Raw genomic sequence first — 19,109 nt, 5'->3', positions numbered from 1 at the left:
TCTACCTCAGTCCGGAACGGCGCCGCAGCCACCACTCGAGACCGAGGCAGGCGACAAATGGAGACATCCACCAGGGTGAACGCATTGGATGAGATGGCGTTGGCGCCGCACCTGGTTGCAGCATTCCGGCCAGCGTCTCGGTCGCCGTCCCTGCGTCGCCGATTCCGCCGCCGCTGTGCGCCGCGATTCGCTCGAGTTCTCGCATCACTGCTGTCACGCTGCCCGTGGCGCCGGTCGTCACCGCGATACCGCGAGCGGCGACCGGTCCCTCTTCAACCTCGACCCGCAGTTCGCACGGCTCGCCGCCCTCCATGGGAACCGCTCCGTTGAACACCCCTGTCGCCCCGTGCGGCCATAACCGGATCGGCCCAGCCACGCCAGCGCCGCAAGCGGCCGACGCCGTCACGGTGCGGGGCCGCGCGCCCTCCATGAGACGGTGACGCACGGTGAACGGAACGTGGGCACCGGGCGCCGCGATCGGCTGCCGGACATCGATCTGCAGAGCCTCGCCGGCGGAGGCTGACTCGAGAACCAGCGATCGCCAGAAGCGATCGAACGCGCCGCCATCGGCATCCCGGTGCCGCCACGCATCCATCGCCCCCGACACCACCACCCGGCCGCGGCCGACGGGCGACACGACCATGACGGGCCGGTCCGCGATGGCGCCCAGCACCGTGTCGAACGGTGTGGCGCGAACGAGGCGCAGCGTTTCACTTGCCCGCAACCGGCCGACTGCCGATGGCGACGCCTCCAGGTGTTCCGTCCATTGGCCGCTCACCAGTCGCGCAGCGGCCCCCGCGATCTCGCGGTCTGGCACGAGGATCAGCGTGCCTCCCCGTTCGCGGACAAATCGCTCGAGCAGCGACACCTCGCCCGCGCCCAGGCCGTCGAGGCCGCCGGCCACCACGATTGGCACGGCGTCCAGCGTCGGCACCGTCAGCCGGGTGCCGGACGTGCCGGCCACCAGAAAGGGCGCCAGCCCGACTCGATGCTCCACCTCGAAACGGGGATCGTCCTCGAGGGCCCGCCGCACAAAGGCGCTGGCCCACGATGGCCGCGCCTCGAACACCAGCACCCGCGTCCGGTGCGAGTTGACGGTCACCCCGACGTTGATCGCGTTGTCGATCGCAGACGCCTCGCCATCAAACGGCAGCGCGGCCACCCGCAACGCGCGCGGGCCGTCGCCAAGCGGCCACCACGCGACCTCGATGGCGGCCTCGCCATCGGCGGTCCACTCGTGGACGGCCGAGCCCACCGTGGCGGCGCCATCAGTGATTCGGATCTCGGTTCGGCGCCCGGCCATGCCGGTGCCTGTGAGCGTTGCCAGGACAACCCCGGATGCCGCCGCACTCTGCGCGGGCGCGACCAGCGCCGACTGAATCGCCACGTTCGGGCCGGCGGGCGTGCCCACGCGAATCAGCGAGACCGGCCCCTCGAGGTCGTCGGGCCAGTCCGCGGCAACCGAACCATCGGCCAGGATCACGCACGACTCGCCCGGCGCGCAGGGCACGCGGCCATGGCTCGCGGCCCTCACGCTGATGTCGGCGCCCGGCAGCGCCGACCGGATGGCGGCCTCCTCGGCCTCGACATTGGCTGAGGCAAGGCGAGCCACCACGACCCGATGGGGCACGGGCCGTGAGACCGTCAGGACCGGGTCGGCAATCGCCGCGACCGCGATCGCCGCGGCCACCGTGCGCAACCCGAGACGAACGAGAGCGTCGCGACTCATCGGCTGCCCTTCCGGGAACGCGCCCTCTCTTCGGCCATCTCGTCGGCCAGCCGGCCGGCCAAGGGATCAATCTGCAGGTGAAGCTCACCCGCCGAACCCAACCCCTTGATGGCATGCGCCGTCACCGCCTGCATGGCGGCCCACAGGGCCTCGCGGCGCGTGCGTTCATCGGCGGCGGTGGCCAGCGCCACCGCCGCCTTCTGCAACGAGGCGTCCGCCGGATCGATGGCCGCGACCTTCGCCGCCAGCGCGGCGTCGGCACCCATCGCGACGTTGGAGGCGGCCGCCAGTGCGTGCATCAGCTCACGAGTACGCGCCAGGCCGGGTGGCGCCTCGACCCGGCCGCGGTCGCGCACCCACGGGCGGGCTTCAGTGCGGTTGCCGGTCAACCGGCGCGTCGTGTCAATGCGCGAGCGCTCGGGCAGGGTGCGCAGGAAATACCGGCGGCGATCGAAGGCCCGCTCCAGCGCCTTGAGGGCCTCGCGCTCGAGGGCCAACGCTGCCACCGCGCGCCCGGCATTCAGTTCCGTTTCGGCCCGCGACATGAAGTTGAGGGCGCGCACCATTTCGGCACGGCCCGAGTTCTCGAGCCGGCCCTCGGCAATCTCGTGCGAGTGCGCCGCCTCTTCCACTTCGTCCTGTACCTCGCCGCCGCTCAGAAACACCACCTCAGATCGCACCATCCGCTGCTCGATTGCCAGCATCTGGTTCTGCTCCAGCCAGTCTGGACCACGGTCGCCGGTGGGCTTGCCCTTCACTGACGCGATCAGCTGCTCGGTCTTGTAGATCACCATCTGCTGACTGATGGCGAACTTCTTCTCTTCGGCCGGCAACGCAAATCCAGAACCCACCGCACCGGCCAGGCGGCCCACCTCGATCAGGTACTGGTCCGACTGCACGGGAGTACCGTTGGGGTTGCGGTCGCGGGCGATCGCGCGATACACCAGCACGTCGCCATCGGTCAGGCTCAGGCCGTCAAGCACCCACTCGGCCCGGCCGCGCCAATGACGGCCATCGCTGCGGGTGATCGCCAGCGGCACCTCGCCCTCGGTAAAGGTCACCGACTCGCCGCCGCCCGACGCCTTCGTGAACCGCACCGACAACGAGGCCAGCCCCAGGTCGTCCTGCGCATCGACGCCGATGGTGATGCGGCCCTTGGTCCCGGACATCGCGAGGTCCATTCCGGGTTGCGGCATGCGCACGACTGGCGGCGCATCGGCGACAACAATCACCGACAAGAACTTCACGTCGCGGCCTTCCCCACCGGCCGGACGAATGGCGACAGCGGTCGACTGCTCCGCGACCCATTCGCCGCTGAACCCTTCGGCGGCGCGCGTCATCGTCAACGGCGGTTGGCCGGCGATCTCCGCAACCATCCCATCGGCGGCCGATGCCGCGACCAACTGAATGCGGCTGCCCGCCACCACGGTGATCTGCACCGGATCGGCCAGCGACTCCGCCGGGCGGCCGGAGTACGCCGGCGGTGTGATGTGGACGGCCATGCTGTCGATCCCCCGCGTGCTCGCCTGCACCGCGCCACCGATCGCGCCCGGCAAGCGCGGAACGGACTCGGGGCCGATGGTCAGCACGGCGAACGCGCCGGCGAGCACCGCCGACATGACGGCCATGGGCTGGCGGAGCGGGACCAGGTGCGTCGCGTCCACGAGCAAGAGCCGGGCCTCGGCCTGCCTCACGATCTCGGCGCGAATATCCGCGCGCACGGGTCGCGGACGGGCCTGCAACTCCGCCGCGGTCACAATCAGGTTGTCGAGCGAGGCTTCACGCTCGATCAGATCCGCCGCCCTTGCCGGCGTCGCGCCCCCGGCCCTGCGGGTCAACAGGAACGCCATGACGCTGCCGGCCACGACGGCCAACAGCCACCGTGGAGCCGTTGACAGGCCCACGAGCGTTACGATCATGCCGACCGCCCCCGCCGTGGCTGCGCCCGCCGTCACGCTCCAGACGACGTTGCGCACGCGCATGCGCAGGCGCACGCGTTCGACGCCGGCGAGGACGCGGGTGTCAGGCAACGCGGGCCTCCACATCACCCTCCACGGTGGCCTCGGCGGCCGCGGGCCGCGTGGCGGCGCGGCGAAGGACGTGCTCGAGCGCCAGTAACGCCAGTGCGAGCGCCCAGAACCATCGGCGGTCACCTTCGTCGGCCGGCCGCGCCTCTGCCGGTACTCCGCCGGGCGCGCGCGTCCACGCCTGCAGTTGCGCATCGTCAATTCGAACCGGCTCCAAGCGGTCGGACGGCGGCGCAGTGACCTGCTCAACGGCGGCGATCACCGCCGAAGCCGCGCTCGACGCCGGTTCGGGACGGCTCATGCGGATCAGCGTGGCGCCGTTTGCGACTCGCTGCACGGCGGCCTCGTCCGCACCTTCCCACGCCACGAGCACCCGCCGCTCCGGCTGCGACCAGCGCACACCGTCTTCCAGTGCAGCGCGGACGGCCGCGTCCGCCAGCGCGCGATCGGCCGGCGCGGCTTCGATCCGCAGCAGGTCGTCCGGTGCAGGGGTCGAGGGGCCGGCGGCCACGCGCGTCTCGTCGTCCGCAAGGTGCACCCGCCGCTGCTCGAGCACGAGCGCGCCGTCCTGTCGGCGCAAAATCGGCAGCACCACGTCGCGTTCGGTCACCGCGCTGGTGGTCGTCGCGAAGCGAATCCCCATGGACAGTGGGATGGCCTGCAAGCCGGCAGCGGTGAGTTGGCCGCGGCGGGCGGAACCGGTGAACAGCACTTCGTGGCTGGCAGGCGGCTGCTCGCCGAGCCACCGGACGGCATCGGCGATCGCATCATCGAGATTGGCCCGCGTGAAGGCTCGCGATACGAAGGCCTCGCCCGCTGCATCCTCCGCCGCCTCTGGGGGCGTCCCGGGCAGGACAATCACCGCCCGGGCAACCCGGTTGCGGTGGGCCGCCGAGCGTGCCTCGGTCTGCAGCACGGGCCCTGCGAGCGCAAGCACGGCAGCCACGATGATGGCCATGCGGCAGGCCAGGAGTGCGGCATCCTGCACCGTTCGCCGGCGAAACGCCGCCAGGGCCGAGGGCGACACGAAACGCAGCGACGGATAGGCCACCCGCCGGCCCTGTTGACGGACGAGCAAGTGGATCGCGATCGGCACGGCGACGAGCGCCGTGCCCAGCATGACCGCCGGCGCGAGCCAGGAAATGGACATGCGGCTACCCGCAGCCCCGCCGCCGCGTCAGGAAACGCCGCAGCGCCGGCTCGAGCGGCTCGCCGGTGACCAGCCGCAGGTACTCGATGCCGTCGCCAGTCACCGCATCGTGCACCGACGTCAGCCATTGCCGCACCGCCGCCACGTAGCCGTCGCGCACGGCCGACGGCTGCACCATCAGCGAACGACCGCTTTCGAGATCGACCAGCTCCGCCGCACCGCCGACATCAAGGGTCAACTCTTCGCGAGCCAGTGTGTGGATCACGACGACGTCGTGCCCCATGCGGGCCAGCCGGCGCACCTGCGGCAGCGCCTCCGCTTCTTCGTACAGATCCGACACGACGATCACGAGGCCGCGCCGCTTCATCACGGTGGCGGCCCTCCGCAGCGCATCCCCAAGGCTCGCCTCGCCGGTCGGCGCCAGCTGGCCGACCTGCGCCAGGAACACCCGGAGGTGATGGTGACCGCTACGTGGCGGCACCAGCCGCGCGCGATCGTCAACGGCGATTACGCCGGCGGCGTCGCCCTGGTCCAGGACCAGGGTGCCGAGGATGGCCGTGACCTGCCGGGCCAGATCGAACTTGCCGCCGAAGTTCATGGAACGGCTGACGTCGAGCACGAACAGCGCCGACAGGTTGGTGGTTTCGCGAAACTGGCGGGTGTAGAGCCGATCGGTCCGCGCGAACGCCTTCCAGTCCACGTACTTCAGATCATCACCGTGCCGGTAATGCCGGTACTGGCTGAACTCGGCGCTGAAGCCGTGGAACGGGCTGCGATGCAGTCCCTGCCGCAGTCCCTCGACCGTCGTGCGCGTGACCAGCTCCAGGTCGCGCAGCGACTGCAGTTCGGATGACGACACCACATGGTGACGCGACATATTTTTAGGTGCCTAAGGTGCCTAGGGTGCCGAGGGTGCCAGTGCCAAGGTGCTACCGGGCCGGCACGGCGTCCAGCAGGCGCGTGACGACGGTTTCAGCATCGATGCCGTCCGCCTCGGCCTGGAAGTTCACGAGCAGCCGATGGCGCAGCACCGGCGGCGCCACCGCGCGGATGTCCTCCAGCGACACGGCCGGGCGGCCCTGCAGCACCGCGCGGGCCTTGCCCGCGAGCAGCAGCGCCTGGCCGGCGCGTGGCCCGGCGCCCCAGCGCAGCCACTGTTTCACGAAATCGGGCACGTGGTCGTCGGCCGTGCCCGACGGCCGCGAGGCGCGCACGATCCGCGCGGCGTAATCGATCACGTTGTCGGCCGCCACGACCTCGCGCACCAGCAGGCGCGCGCGCTCGATCTGTTCGCCGGTCGCCACCGGCCGCGCCGACGGCTCATCGCCGCTCGTCGTCTGCGCCAGGATCTGTCGCTCGTCCACTGCCGTCGGGTAGTTGATCACGACGTTCAGCATGAAGCGATCGAGCTGCGCCTCTGGCAACGGGTAGGTGCCTTCTTGCTCGATGGGATTCTGCGTCGCCAGCACGAACAACGGGCGTTCGAGCGTATGACGCACACCACCAACGGTGACCTGGTATTCCTGCATGGCCTCGAGCAGGGCGGCCTGCGTCTTGGGCGGCGTGCGGTTGATCTCGTCGGCCAGAATGATATTGGCGAAGATCGGCCCGGGGATGAAACGGACGTTGCGCGCGCCGGTGGCGCGATCTTCTTCGATCACCTCGGTGCCGATGATGTCGGACGGCATCAGGTCGGGCGTGAACTGGATGCGGCTGAACTTCAGGTGCACGGCCTCGGCCAGCGTCTTGATCAGCAGCGTCTTCGCCAGCCCGGGCACACCACGAAGCAGTACATGTCCACCGGCGAGAAAGGCCGTGAGGATCTCGGCCACCACCTCGTCTTGCCCGACGATGACGCGGCGAAGCTCTTGTTGAAGCGAACTGACCAGGGCAGAGGTGTCCGAGAGGCTCATTGAGCCTAAATTCTATCCTTAGTCCCCAATTGGTCCGGCTAAAGCCGGACGCTACTCAGATAGCGCGATCATGGGGTCGGTCTTCGCGGCACGCCGCGCGGGGAGCAGGCAGGCAACAAGCGCCACCACGATCAGCACTCCCGCGACCATGGCCACGACGCGCGCGTCCATCGCGCCGATCTCGTAGAGCTGCGCTTGGATCGTTTGTCGCAGCAGGAATGCGCCTGCCAGTCCGAAGGCCGTCCCGAACGCGACGATCATCGCCCCCTCGCGCAGCACCAGCGTGAAGATGCTGCTGTTGGCCGCGCCGAGCGCCATGCGAATGCCGATCTCGCGGCGCCGCTGCGACACCTGGTAGGCCAGCACGCCGTAGATGCCAATGCCGGCGAGAAACAAGGCCACCACCGCGAAGCCCGTCGCCAGCACCGTCGGTGTGCGTCGATCGACCACCGCGGCCGACAACCGTTCCGCCATCGTCCGCACGGCGTAGAACGGCAACTCCGGATCAATCTGCGCGACCTCGCGGCGCACCGCGCCAATCACCAACTCGGGCGCCTGGTTGGTGCGAATGGCCAGCGTTATGGCACGCGACGGCTGTTGCCGCAACGGGTAGAAGTAATTGCCGGTGCGGCGAGTGCCGGCGGAATCAACCAGCCCGCGCACGCGCATAGGTGCGATCACGCCGACCACCGTCATCATGTCGGCCTCGGCTGGCTTGGCGAGGAGGTTCTCGGCGCTCGCCGGCTGGTACATCCGCCGGCCAACCGCATCGCCGTTCGGCCAGAAGCGGTTCGCCAGTTCCTCGTCGATCACCAGCACGCGCGGCCGCCCCTCGATGTCGTTGGCGTCGATCAGCCGTCCGCCAATCAGCTTCACGCCCATCGTCTCGAAGTAGCCGGCAGACACCGAGATCTGGCCCGGCGAGATCAGCGACTCGCCCGGCTGCATTTGATATCCCTCGGCCAGGATCACGCTGTCGCTATAGGAGCCGCCGAACGGAATGGTGTTGGTCGCACCGGTCGCCACCACGCCAGGCACCGCGCGAATACGCTCGAGCAGACGATCGGTCGTGGCCCGCACGCTGTCGTTAGTCGCATAACGCGCGGTGGGTAAGCTGATGGTGCCGGTCAGGACATGCTCGGCGCGGAAGCCCGGATCGATCCGCAACACGCGGTCGAAGCTGGCCAGCAGCACCCCCGCGCCAATCAACAGCATCAGCGCGAAGGCCACCTGGCTCGTCACCAGGACCCGCCGCATCAGGCGCGGACCGCGGCCCTGCGTGCCGCTGCGGCCTTCTTCCCGCACCACCTGGGCGATGTTGGCGCGGCGCATGGCGAGGATCGGGATCAGGCCGACCGCGACGCCAACTAGCGTGACGAGCAGCATGGTGAAACCGACGACGCGTGCGTCGATGTGGACGGCGGTGCCCGCCGGTAGCCGATCGAAGCCGAAGAACGGCGCGGCTTGCAGCGCCCACCAGCCCAGGCCCAGGCCAGCTGCGCCACCGGTCGCCGCCAGCAACAGGGATTCGGTCAGCGACTGCCGCGACAGGCGCGCGAAGCTGGCGCCAAGCGCGTGACGCGTCGCGAGTTCGCGGACGCGCGAGGTCGACCGCACCAGGGCGAGGTTGGCGACGTTGACGCAGCCGATCAGCAGCACGAAGATCGCGCCGCCCCACAACATCGACAGCGTCGCGCGCGTCTCGCCCACCAGGTTCGACTGGAAGTCCACGACCTCGGTGCTGAAGCGCGCGTTGGTCAGGATTTCCTTGAGCGCGGGAAAGCGCTCGAAGTTGGCCGCATTGATCGCATCGAGTTGGCTCTGGGCCTGCTCGATGGTGGCGCCGGCCTTCAGCCGGGCGAACTGCTGAAAGTTGTTGCTGTGCCGGGACTCGTCTGACTTCTCGGCCGCCGTGAACGCCGCCGGGCGATACAACTGGATGTCAGGATTCAGAAATCGGAACGCCGGATCCATCACGCCGACCACGCGGTGGAGTTCGCCGCCGAGCCGCAGGTCCTGTCCGATCGCATCATCCCGCCCGCCGAACACCCGCTGCCAGAAGCCGTGGCTCAGGATGACCACCTTCTCCTGGCCCAACTCGCCCTGTGCGTCGGTGAAGGCCTGACCACGCGCGGGCTGCACCTTGAGCACGCGGAAGAACGACGGCGTGACGGTCATGGCCTGGATGCGCTCGGCCTCGCCCAATCCGCTGCCGCTCACGGTCACGCCGGCCTGGCGGAACATGGCGATCTCTTCCGCCGCGGTCAGACCCGCCTTGCGGTCGAAGTAGTCGGGGACCCCGTTGTCGCCAATCTCGACACCCGCACCCGGATACTTGTTGAAGATGCGGACCAGGCGGTCGGGCTGATCAAACGGCAGGGGCTTCAGCAGCACCCCGTCGACAATGGCGAAGATGGCCACGTTGGCGGCCAGGCACAGTGCGAGCGTGGCCACGGTCGTCACCGCGAAGCTGCGATCCTTCCAGAGCACGCGGACGGCGACGCGAAGGTCCTGCAGCAGTCGTTCCATGGCTAGGTGAATTGACGGTGGCAGGAACTGCCAGGTTCCCGGGGGTTCCGGTGCCTGGCACCGAAACCCCGAAAATGATGCAGAATCTGCCACACGTGCCGGATCTCGAGTCAACCACGCTCGCCAAAGTCCGTTGGCGGCTCATCCCCTTTCTGTTCCTGCTCTACGTCATTGCGTATCTCGACCGCGTGAACGTCGGGTACGCCGCGCTCGACATGAACCGGGACCTCGGCTTCAGCGCCGCCGTATACGGCTTCGGGTCTGGCATCTTCTTCCTCAGTTACACGCTGCTCGAGGTGCCGAGCAACCTGATCCTGGCGCGGGTCGGCGCGCGCCGCTGGATCGCCCGCATCATGATCACGTGGGGCCTGGTGTCGATGGCGATGATGTTCGTCACCACGCCACTGTCTTTTTACGTGCTGCGCTTCGTTCTTGGCGCCGCCGAAGCCGGCTTCTTCCCTGGCCTGATCCTGTACCTCACGCACTGGTTCCCGGCGCGCGAACGCGCCCGCGCCGTGGCGTTGTTCATGACGGCCACCGCCATGGCCGGCGTGATCGGGGCGCCCATCTCCAGCGCCCTCCTGCAGCTCGACGGCCTCGGCGGCCTGCACGGGTGGCAGTGGCTGTTCATCATCGAGGGCCTGCCGGCGGTGTTGCTGGCACCGGTGGTCCTGCGCCGTCTCACCGAGCGGCCCGCGGACGCGACGTGGCTCAATGCCGACGAGCGCGAATGGCTCTCGAACGAGATGGCGAAGGAGCATGCGCAGACCGACCACGTGCACCTGACGCTGCGGGCCGCGGCGTCGAGCGGCCGGCTGTGGGCGCTCTCAGCCCTCTATTGCTGCATCGTGATGGCCTTCTACGGAATCAGCTTCTGGCTGCCGCAGATCGTGCAGGCGACGGGCGGGCTGAGCTCGGCTCGCGTGATCCTGCTGACGGCGATTCCCTATGTGGCCGCAACCATCGGCCTTGTCGTGATCGGATCGCGCTCGGACCGCAAGGTCGAGCGCCGGTGGCATGTGGCGGTACCGTGCCTGATCGGCGCCGGCGGATTCGTGCTCACCGTGCTGGCACCGCCAAGCGCCGCCATGTCGCTGGCCATGCTGTCGATTGCCGCGTTCGGCATTTGGGGCACGCTCGGCCCCTTCTGGGCCATGCCCACGGCCTTCCTGCGCGGCACGGCCGCCGCCGGAGGGATTGCGATCGTCAACTCGATCGGCAACATCGGCGGTTTTGCGGGACCGTTCGCCATCGGCTGGGTGCGCGACGCGACCGGCAGCTTCGAAGGGGGCCTGCTGGCGCTCGCCGGCGTGCTCGTCGTCGGCGCCGCGATTGCGATCAGCTTGCCTGCCACCGATTCACACCGATTAGCCACCGATGCCAATGCGGGCCGTTAATCCAGCGAGAACGGCAGCCAGCGGTCGTTCGCCACGGGACGCTCGCGCAGCCCTTCAGCCGGAATCAATGCCTGGAGTTCGCGCCAGTCGAGCAGCAACCACGACGGCACTTCCGCCCTCAGCCGTCGCAGGGCGACGACATCTTCCGCAGTGACCGGCAGGTCGCGATCGAGATTCAGTTCCTGTTCAGAGACCACGTGCCAGTTCCTCCCACCGCTCCAGCAGCCCGGCTTTCACGAAGGACTCCCTGACTTCATCCCGTTGGCGCCATCATAGCCCTCCTTAGGAATACAGGAGTTCATGAGAACAGGAGAGGGCCCTCCCCAACTCTTGATCTCCTGTTTTGTCCGGTATTCGGAATCTTCTTGACAGACGAATTCCCCGGCAGCGGCGTCTCCTTGCCGGTCGTGGTGAAGGAAGTGAAGCCTGTTTACCCGCGCGACGTTTTGCCCGAGAAGGTCCAGGGTTCTGTCTGGATGCGCTGCGTAGTGTTACCGGACGGCAAGGTTGGGGATATCGAAGTCACCCGTTCCCTCCATCCACGGCTGGATCGCGAGGCGGGCCGGGCGGCCACTCAATGGGAGTTCAAGCCCGGCGCGAAGGACGGCAAGCCGGTGGCGGTCGAGATCACCCTCGAGATGACGTTTACACTCAAGTAACTGGGTCCAGGCACGGGCACGGTCCGGCTAAAGCCGGACGCCACAGTTGCACCCTGATCCCTGATCCCTGATCCCTGATCCCTGATCCCCGATCCCTGACTTTCTGTTACTCTTGGGGCCATAGCAGGCCCTACGCCAGCAGGCGCCGGCTTCCCGAGGTAGTTTCCATGGCTCACCACGGCCAGCGTTTCCGCGGTCTTCTCGTGAGTGCGGGGGCCGCTCTTCTCCTGTTTTCGCCGCCGGCTCCGGCAGCGGCGCAGAACCCGCCTCCACCACCCTCCGGTAGTTTCCAGGCACCGTCGAGCCCCGATTTCCTGCTGGGCCGGCCGCGCGCCAGTGTCGGCGTGCGCGGCGGGTGGCTGTTTGCCAGTGCGGGGTCTGACATCTTCGATTTCGTCACCGAGCAGTTGACGCTCGAGAAATCGTCGTTCAACGCGCCGGGCTTCGGCGCGGAAATGGCGGTCAGTCTCACGGAGCGCCTGGATATCGTCGGCGGCTTCGACGTCGCCAGGTCGTCCACGCCGTCCGAGTACCGCGCCTTCATCGACAACCAGGGCCTGCCGATCCAGCAAACCACGTCGCTGCGCCAGTCGAACTTCTCCGGCTCGATCAAGTTCGCGGTCATCCCCCGCGGGCGCACCATCAGCCGCTACGCGTGGATCCCATCGACATTGGTTCCCTACATTGGCGCCGGTGGCGGCATGGCCAAGTACGAATTCACGCAGAACGGCGACTTTGTCGACTTCGTCGACTTCCGCGTCTTCGACGAGAGCTTCAAGTCGTCCGGCTGGACGCCGACCGCGCATGTCTTCGGCGGCACCGACATCCAGGTTTACAAGCGGATGTTCCTGTCGCTCGAAGGCCGCTACACGTGGGCGAACGCCACGCTCGACAACGACTTCATTGATTTCGATCCCATCGACTTGGGCGGATTCCGGTTCGGTGCCGGCTTCCACATCATGTTTTAGCGGAGACCCGACCATGAAAACGACATTGCTACTCGCGTTCTCACTGGCCGCCGGCGCGGCCTCTGCTCAAACACCGGCACCGACCACACCCGCCGCCACCGCGCAAGTGGACGCCCGCTTTGCGAACTGGCTGGGATGCTGGCGCCTCGAAGACGACCTGACCGGCACGGGCGCGCGGCTGTGCATCACGCCCGACAACCTGGGTGTGCGCCTGCAGACCATCGTCGGCAAAATCGGCGGCAGTGACGAAGCGATTCGAGCCGACGGCGTCACCCGCCCCATCACCGACCAGGAGTGCAAGGGCACCGAACACGCCGAGTGGTCGAGCGACGGCCAGCGGGTGTTTCGCCACACCGAGGTCACGTGTGGCAACGAGCCGCCACGCAAGGTGTCGAGCATTGCCTTCGTCATGGCCGGGCCCGCGTTCATCAACGTTCAGCTGGTCGACGGCGGTCCCAACCAGACCGTACGGGTTCAGCGCTATCGGCGCTCGTTCGATCAGACGCTGGCCGACGGCTCAGGCGTCCCCCAGTATCCGACCGGCACCGCGGCCCGCGCCACGACGGCTGACGACGGGATGTGGACGGTCGAGGACGTGATCGAGGCAGCCGGCAAGGTTCCGGGGCCGGCCGTGCAGGCGGCGGTGGCCGAGGCCAAGGGGCGCTTCATCATCAACAAGAAGTCGCTGGTGGCGCTCGCCGACGCGGGGGTGACGTCTACCACGATCGACCTGATGATTGGCCTCGCCTACCCGGATCGCTTCGTCGTTGAACGTCGCGGCGGGAGCGGCGGCAGCGCAGTGGGCATTTCCATGGGCGGCGGCTACTACGATCCCTTCATGGGGCCGTTGATGTTGGGCAACACGTATTCCGATTGTTACGGCTCCGGTTACGGCTACGGCTATCGCAGCTACTACTCCGCCTGCGGTTCCATGTATTCGTCGTTCTACGACCCCTACTTCCTGCGGTACTCCGGCTACAACAACTACGGCACCTACTACCCAGGCGGCTACTACCCCGGCGGCTTTGTCGGCGTCGATTCCGGAACGGGCGGCGTCGCCGAACGCGGTGACGGACGGGTGGTCAACGGTCGCGGCTACACGCAGGTGCGCCCGCGCGAAAGCGAACCCGCCCCTCGAACCAGCGGTGGTGGCAACGGCACGAGCGCCGGCTGGAGCGGCGCCAGTTCCGGCGGCGTCTCGTCGCAGGGCTACTCGGGCGGCTCCTCGAGCGGTTCATCGGGTTCGAGCGGTTCCTCGGGGTCGAGCGGCAGTTCGGGCGAACGCACCGCAGTGCCAAGGCCGCCCGGCGGCGAGCGCTGATGTGGTGATCTCGTGAGTTGGGGATTTGGGGATTTGGGATCCGGATTTGGGGATTTAGGGAGTTAGGGATTTAGGGACATTCGGTGCTCGGATCGATTTAAACGAGGTCGCCAGGCTGTTGATTCGAGCGGCCGGTCTGAGATTTAATTCTCTCGGGCCGGCCGTTGTCCGTTCCGTGCCCCAAACCGCCAAGTCCGCAAATCACCTAATCACCAGATCATTAGATCGCCAAATCGTTAAATCACTAAATTCGAATTCCAAATCCCCAAATCCCCAAATCGCAAGATCACCAGATCCGGAGCATTTATGACTGGCCCTCTGCCCATCGGCACCGATGCGCCCGACTTCGAAGCCCAAACCACCGACGGCCCGATCCGCTTTCACGAGTGGCTGGGCAATTCCTGGGGCGTGATCTTCTCGCACCCCAAGGACTTCACGCCGGTGTGTACGACCGAACTGGGATACATGGCGCGGATCAAGCCGGAGTTCGACAAACGCAACGTGAAGATCATCGGGCTAAGCATCGACCCGGTGGACCGCCATGCGGGCTGGGCCAAGGACATTGAGGAAACCCAGGGCACGGCCCCGAACTACCCCATGATCGGCGACACCGACCTGAAGGTGGCCAAGTTGTACGGCATGCTCCCGGCCGATGCCGGCGAATCGTGCGAAGGCCGCACCGCGGCCGACAACGCGACCGTCCGCAACGTCTACGTAATCGGCCCCGACAAGAAGGTCAAGCTGCTCATCTCCTACCCAATGAGCACCGGCCGCAACTTCGATGAAGTGCTGCGGGTGATCGATTCCATGCAGCTCTCCGCCAAGCACAAGGTCGCCACGCCCGTGAACTGGAAGGACGGCGAGGACGTGATCATCCTGGGCACGGTGACCGACGAAGACGCCAGGAAGCAGTATCCGCAGGGGTGGAAGGCGCCGAAGCCGTACCTGCGCATCGTCCCGCAGCCGAAGTAAAACGAGACGAAACCACGAAGCACACGAAGGCCACCACGAAGCACGCGAAGCAGTTTTGTTCTGGCTAAAGGCTTCTTCGTGTCCTCCCTTGCGATCTTCGTGTCCTTCGTGGTTGGCTTTAGGGATTCAGCAGGACGGCGGCGACGGCAATCGGCGCAATCGCCCCGTCCGTGATGGTGATGTACATCACCTGCAGGTTCGGGTCGCCGGTTGGCGTGAGGAAGTGGTAGTCGTCGATGTACCCTTCAGCCCGCGCATCCATCTGATCGCCGTTCGGCCACAGGAACACCACGTCGCGCGCGGACGTCTGGGCCTCCCAATCCTCGAAGTCGACCACGCTCGCCGAGCCCGAGACGCCGCCGTCGGCGTAGATCAGCTTCTTGGGGCCCAGGAACGGCAGGTTGCCCGAGGTCGCGCGTCCGTCGGTAATCGATGGGTCGCCGTAGTACAGGCGGTACCGAGCGCCACCGCTGTGGAACGGAAACGCCGCCTGGGCGCTCGTGAACAGCTTCGGGCAGCCGTTGTCGCGATACTGCACGACCCACTTCGTGCCGTCCCACACGGCGTAGCCGTGGTTCTGCTGGTAGTCGGAACAGCCGGTCACGCGGTCCGACGTGAACACCATGAACGACCCGACGGCCATGTCCCAATGCGGCGAGTCGAGCGTCGGCCAGGCGACCTTGAACTGGCGCGAGTGAGTGATGCGGCTGTTGCCGCCGGTGTCGCCGTCCACGGCAATGGCCACGGTCGGCTCGCACCCGCCGCCCGGTGAATAGTCGGCCGCAGTGCTGCAGGTGGACGCGGCGCCGGCGTTGAAGTCCAGGCCGTAGTAGCCGTCCTTGCTGTCAATCCACATCGCCCGCGTCCGGCCGTCGGCGCCCTGCGCTTCGAAGAACAGGCGGACGAACCCGCCCTTCTCGCGGGTCACCGGCACGCCCTGCCCTGTGGCCATGCCCGCGATCAAAGTGGTGTTTGTCGTCGGCGCAATCAAGCCGCTGCTGCCTGCGCGGCTCGTGAAGGTCAGGAACGAGTTGGCATTGGCGGCGTTCGCCTCGGCCGAGGCCACCCCAGCCGACAACTGCGCCTGCCGGGAGCCCGCGCTGTGCATGGGGCCGTAATAGAGCTGCACCCGGTTGGCCATGGCCCCGGCGTCAGGGCCAAACCGCGTCGCGCTCAGTCGCGCGTTGCCATCGCTCACGATCGTCGTCAGCCGGGCAACGGTGTTGCCGGTCCCCTGCATCTGCCAGTACTCGGTGTCGGTCTCGGCGCTCGCGCTCGCAGAAACAGACGAGCTCGAACACGCCTCGTTGGCGCACGCGCGAACGGTGACGACGTAGGTGGTCAACGCTTTTAGACCCGTCAGGGTGACGCCGGTGGCAGACGCTACGGCCGACGCGCGCACTTCAGTGCCCTGGGCGGTTTCGCGGCCCACGATCTCGAAGTGGTGCGTCGGGTCGCCAGCCCCGGGGATCCAGCTCACCGCGAGTTGCGACGAGGAGAAAATCTGGCGGCTGCCCACGGTGACGGCGCCGGTCTTGGCGACGCGGACATCGCCGGGCGCGGCCGCGGCGGGCACGGCGGTGGTCAACAAGGTGGCGACGAGCAGCGTAATGGTGGAATGGCGCATTGACGTCTTTGACCAGCTGAGCTGGGTAAAGGTTACGTCATGTGCCAATTTGTGTATGCTTTCCTGTCCACCGTAGCCTTGGCGAAGGCGGACCCCACCGGAGGATTTGAATGGAACGCAAGACGGCGAACGATTTCGACCAGGAACTGCTTCTCATCTTCGACCAGTACGTGCACGGCGCGATCGATCGCCGCGGCTTCCTGGATCGCGCGACCAAGTTTGCCGTGGGCGGCGTGACGGCCGGCATGCTGCTCGATTCGCTCAGCCCCAGGTTTGCCGAGGCGCAGCAAGTGCCCAAGGATGACAAGCGCCTCAAGACGGAATGGGTCGATGTCATGTCGCCCGAAGGCAACGGCAAGATCAAGTGCTATGTCTGCCGGCCTGCCAACGCCACCGGCAAGCTGCCCGCGATTGTCGTGGTGCACGAGAACCGCGGCCTGAACCCGCACATCGAAGACATCGCCCGCCGCATCGCACTCGACAACTTCATGGCGATCGCGCCGGATGCCCTGACGCCCCTTGGCGGCTATCCCGGCGACGAAGAGAAGGCGCGCGAGCTGTTCCCGAAGCTGGAGCAGCCCAAGGTGCGCGAAGACTTCGTGGCCGCCGCCCACTACATCCGCACCCGTCCTGACAGCACCGGCAAGGTGGGCGCGGTCGGCTTCTGTTACGGCGGCAGCGTCGTCGGCATGCTCGCGCACCGGCTCGGCGCCGACCTGGCGGCCAGCGTGCCCTTCTACGGCGGACAGCCCTCGGCGGAAGACACCGCCAAGATCAAGGCCGCCATCCTGGTGCACTACGCGGGCACCGACGAGCGCATCAACGCGGGCTGGCCGGCCTGGGAAGCGGCGCTCAAGGCCAACAACGTGCGCTACGAAGGCTACATTTACGCCGGCACCCAGCACGGGTTCAACAACGACACGACGCCCCGCTACGACGCGACCGCGGCCAAGCTCGCCTGGGACCGCACCATTGCGCACTTCAACAAGTACGTCCGCGGATGAGGCACGACCCTTGCTCTAACCTCCGATAACGCGCGAGTTGCGGCCGATTGGGGAACCGACCACCCACAATCGGTCGCCTCGTGCCTATCAGGAGGAACAATGGCGAAGAACGCTGGCGAGTCCGTCACCCGTGACCAGCTGATCCGGGGGCTTCAGGAAGACCTCTCTCGCGAGTACCAGGCCATTCTGGCCTACGTGGTGTACTCCCAGGCCATCAAAGGCGCGCAGTACATGGCCATTGCCCAGGAACTCGAGGTGCATGCCGCGGAGGAACTGGCGCACGCGATCACCATCGCCAAGCAGCTCGACTACCTGGGCGCGATGCCAAACGCCACGGCCCTGTCGGTCACGCTGAGCGATGATCCTACGACCATGCTCCGCGCCGATCTCGACAACGAGAACAAGACCATCCGCGCTTATCGGGAGCGGGTCCGCCAGTGCGAAGCGCTGGGCGAGTTTGCGGTCGGCGAGGAAATTCGCGAGATCCTGCGGCAGGAACAGGAACACCAGATGGACCTGGCCGCCGCGCTCGGTGAAGATGTCCCCGACGTGTCAAAAATGAAACGCTAACTACGCCGGCATCGACGAGAAGATCTTCAACCACGGGACGACCGCGCCAAACAGGTACAGCGCGGTCAGCCCGCCGAGCGCCTGGTAGACACCAGTCGCATAAAGCACGGCTCCACAACCAATCGCGAGGAGCTTTGCGCCGATCAACGTCGGACCCGGTCCCGTCAGGTGCATCCAGGTCTCGAGTATCGGGTTGCCTTCGGCAGAAGGCCCGAACAGGTCGACGGCTTGGTACGTGAGCCACCCGTCGGCCGCCTGCAGCGCGATGAACACTCCCAAGAGCAGTCTCGGCGTCATGCCCCGCAGGGAGCAAAGACGATGCCCGGCGCCGCGCGGCAAATTGTGAGGGAATCTGGCAAGAGTCTTCCGGGAGGAAGACTTAAGGTAGGGCGGGTAGGGCGGGTGCGGCAGGTCGGGCCCTACCAGCCCTACCCGCCCACCAGCCCTACCCGCCCCACCAGCCCTACCCGCCTTTACTGCTTGGTCATGGTGAGGCCGGTGACGGTGGCCTCGGTGTTGTGCGCGAAGCGAATGCCGTAGACGCCGTCGGTCGACTTCAGCTTGCCCGCGGCCACCACGTCGGCCTTGGGATAGCTGCCGACCACCGTGCCGTTGACCGCGCACTCGATCTTGTCGGCGGTCACGGTCATCGCGATGTCCTGCTTGACCGACGACCCCTTGCCGGCGGCCTTGTTGATGGCCGCGTTCGGCTCGGGCTTGCGCGCGCTCACCGCGAACGGGGCCGGGCCCATGCCGCGGACGATGAACGTGCCGCTGCCGTAGGCCGAGCAGTAGATGAAGCTCTGGTCAGCCGTGCCCATGGCGTTGCCCCCGATGACAATGCCGTAGGGGTGCGGGTGATCGTTCAGGCCCATGTAGTTCGACTCGGTAAAGGTCGCCTTCACGGTGTAGTTGCCGGTCGCCATGTTGGCGGGGTTCCAGTAGGTGGTGGCGGGACCGGTGCGCACTTCGAGCACGCCGTTCTTCTCGGCGAGCCGGGCGTTGTTCAGCACCTGGCCGGCCTTCTCTTCCTGGGCGTCGATCTTGCCCATCCAGCCCTTGGCGAAAATGCCGCCGTCCTTCACCGCCACCGCGGCATCCGGCTGGGCCGCGGGCGCCTGGGCGCGAACGACCGACGGGGTACACAGTGCAACTGCAAGCGCGAAACCGTAAACGAGACGCATGGTATGTCCTCTCACTGAAGAATCTTGGTTGTCCCCGGCACCCGACGGTGCCTGACCCG

The 19,109-nt window shown here is 67.1% G+C and carries 17 protein-coding genes; 7 read left to right on the top strand and 10 right to left on the bottom strand.

Features of this window, described 5'->3' with window-relative positions:
- Position 1 precedes the first annotated feature (1 nt).
- The 6 genes from Q8T13_19280 to Q8T13_19255 are packed head-to-tail and all read right to left on the bottom strand — an operon-like array spanning position 2 to position 9,348.
- Positions 2–1,729, bottom strand: a complete 1,728-nt coding sequence (locus tag Q8T13_19280; protein MDP3719909.1) for a hypothetical protein — start codon at positions 1,727–1,729, stop codon at positions 2–4.
- Entirely contained in the window at positions 1,726–3,759 is a 2,034-nt protein-coding gene (locus Q8T13_19275) for a hypothetical protein (protein ID MDP3719908.1), read from the bottom strand. The genes Q8T13_19280 and Q8T13_19275 overlap by 4 nt, the downstream gene beginning before the upstream one ends.
- Positions 3,752–4,906 carry a BatA domain-containing protein gene (locus Q8T13_19270; protein MDP3719907.1) on the bottom strand — a complete coding sequence of 385 codons (1,155 nt, stop codon included), beginning with the start codon at positions 4,904–4,906 and terminating at the stop codon, positions 3,752–3,754. The genes Q8T13_19275 and Q8T13_19270 overlap by 8 nt, the downstream gene beginning before the upstream one ends.
- A 4-nt stretch (positions 4,907–4,910) precedes the next feature.
- Positions 4,911–5,783, bottom strand: coding sequence for a DUF58 domain-containing protein (locus tag Q8T13_19265; protein MDP3719906.1), 873 nt, complete (start codon positions 5,781–5,783; stop codon positions 4,911–4,913).
- A gap of 52 nt (positions 5,784–5,835) precedes the next feature.
- On the bottom strand, positions 5,836–6,819 hold the full coding sequence (locus tag Q8T13_19260) for a MoxR family ATPase (protein MDP3719905.1): 984 nt from the start codon (positions 6,817–6,819) through the stop codon (positions 5,836–5,838).
- Between the two features lie 51 nt (positions 6,820–6,870).
- Positions 6,871–9,348 carry an ABC transporter permease gene (locus Q8T13_19255; protein ID MDP3719904.1) on the bottom strand — a complete coding sequence of 826 codons (2,478 nt, stop codon included), beginning with the start codon at positions 9,346–9,348 and terminating at the stop codon, positions 6,871–6,873.
- 74 nt (positions 9,349–9,422) lie between these two features.
- On the opposite strand from Q8T13_19255, the gene Q8T13_19250 reads away from it, so the two are divergent.
- A complete protein-coding gene (locus tag Q8T13_19250) occupies positions 9,423–10,745 on the top strand; it encodes an MFS transporter (GenBank protein MDP3719903.1) in 1,323 nt (440 codons plus the stop codon).
- Here the strand turns inward: Q8T13_19250 and Q8T13_19245 are convergent.
- On the bottom strand, positions 10,742–10,942 hold the full coding sequence (locus tag Q8T13_19245) for a hypothetical protein (GenBank protein ID MDP3719902.1): 201 nt from the start codon (positions 10,940–10,942) through the stop codon (positions 10,742–10,744). The two genes, Q8T13_19250 and Q8T13_19245, sit on opposite strands and share 4 nt — an antisense overlap.
- A gap of 168 nt (positions 10,943–11,110) precedes the next feature.
- Between Q8T13_19245 and Q8T13_19240 the strand changes: the two genes are divergently transcribed.
- The 4 genes from Q8T13_19240 (at position 11,111) to Q8T13_19225 (ending at position 14,665) form a co-directional block, all read left to right on the top strand.
- Positions 11,111–11,404: an energy transducer TonB gene (locus tag Q8T13_19240; protein MDP3719901.1), complete on the top strand. Its 294-nt coding sequence runs from the start codon at positions 11,111–11,113 to the stop codon at positions 11,402–11,404.
- A 167-nt stretch (positions 11,405–11,571) separates the two neighbouring features.
- Positions 11,572–12,372 carry a hypothetical protein gene (locus tag Q8T13_19235; protein MDP3719900.1) on the top strand — a complete coding sequence of 267 codons (801 nt, stop codon included), beginning with the start codon at positions 11,572–11,574 and terminating at the stop codon, positions 12,370–12,372.
- Between the two features lie 13 nt (positions 12,373–12,385).
- Positions 12,386–13,693 (top strand): hypothetical protein, encoded by a 1,308-nt coding sequence (locus Q8T13_19230; GenBank protein MDP3719899.1) that lies wholly within the window; start codon positions 12,386–12,388, stop codon positions 13,691–13,693.
- Between the two features lie 306 nt (positions 13,694–13,999).
- The gene (locus Q8T13_19225; protein MDP3719898.1) at positions 14,000–14,665 is read left to right on the top strand and encodes a peroxiredoxin; all 666 of its coding nucleotides are present in this window, start codon (positions 14,000–14,002) and stop codon (positions 14,663–14,665) included.
- A 118-nt stretch (positions 14,666–14,783) separates the two neighbouring features.
- On the opposite strand, the gene Q8T13_19220 is transcribed toward Q8T13_19225, so the two are convergent.
- On the bottom strand, positions 14,784–16,292 hold the full coding sequence (locus Q8T13_19220; protein MDP3719897.1) for a fibronectin type III domain-containing protein: 1,509 nt from the start codon (positions 16,290–16,292) through the stop codon (positions 14,784–14,786).
- 110 nt (positions 16,293–16,402) lie between these two features.
- Here Q8T13_19220 and Q8T13_19215 point away from each other — a divergent pair, with 110 nt between their 5' ends.
- Together Q8T13_19215 and Q8T13_19210 are read left to right on the top strand one after the other, a co-directional pair.
- Positions 16,403–17,296 carry a dienelactone hydrolase family protein gene (locus Q8T13_19215; protein MDP3719896.1) on the top strand — a complete coding sequence of 298 codons (894 nt, stop codon included), beginning with the start codon at positions 16,403–16,405 and terminating at the stop codon, positions 17,294–17,296.
- A gap of 99 nt (positions 17,297–17,395) precedes the next feature.
- Positions 17,396–17,866: a ferritin-like domain-containing protein gene (locus Q8T13_19210; GenBank protein ID MDP3719895.1), complete on the top strand. Its 471-nt coding sequence runs from the start codon at positions 17,396–17,398 to the stop codon at positions 17,864–17,866.
- On the opposite strand, the gene Q8T13_19205 is transcribed toward Q8T13_19210, so the two are convergent.
- Both Q8T13_19205 and Q8T13_19200 read right to left on the bottom strand, forming a co-directional pair.
- Positions 17,867–18,163: a hypothetical protein gene (locus tag Q8T13_19205; protein MDP3719894.1), complete on the bottom strand. Its 297-nt coding sequence runs from the start codon at positions 18,161–18,163 to the stop codon at positions 17,867–17,869.
- 176 nt (positions 18,164–18,339) lie between these two features.
- Complete coding sequence (locus Q8T13_19200) at positions 18,340–19,050, bottom strand: hypothetical protein (GenBank protein MDP3719893.1); 711 nt, start codon at positions 19,048–19,050, stop codon at positions 18,340–18,342.
- Positions 19,051–19,109 lie beyond the last annotated feature (59 nt).

The organism is Acidobacteriota bacterium, assembly GCA_030697165.1.
Taxonomy (GTDB): Bacteria; Acidobacteriota; Vicinamibacteria; order Vicinamibacterales; family UBA2999; genus 12-FULL-67-14b.
This window is presented reverse-complemented; position numbering and strand designations above follow the sequence as displayed.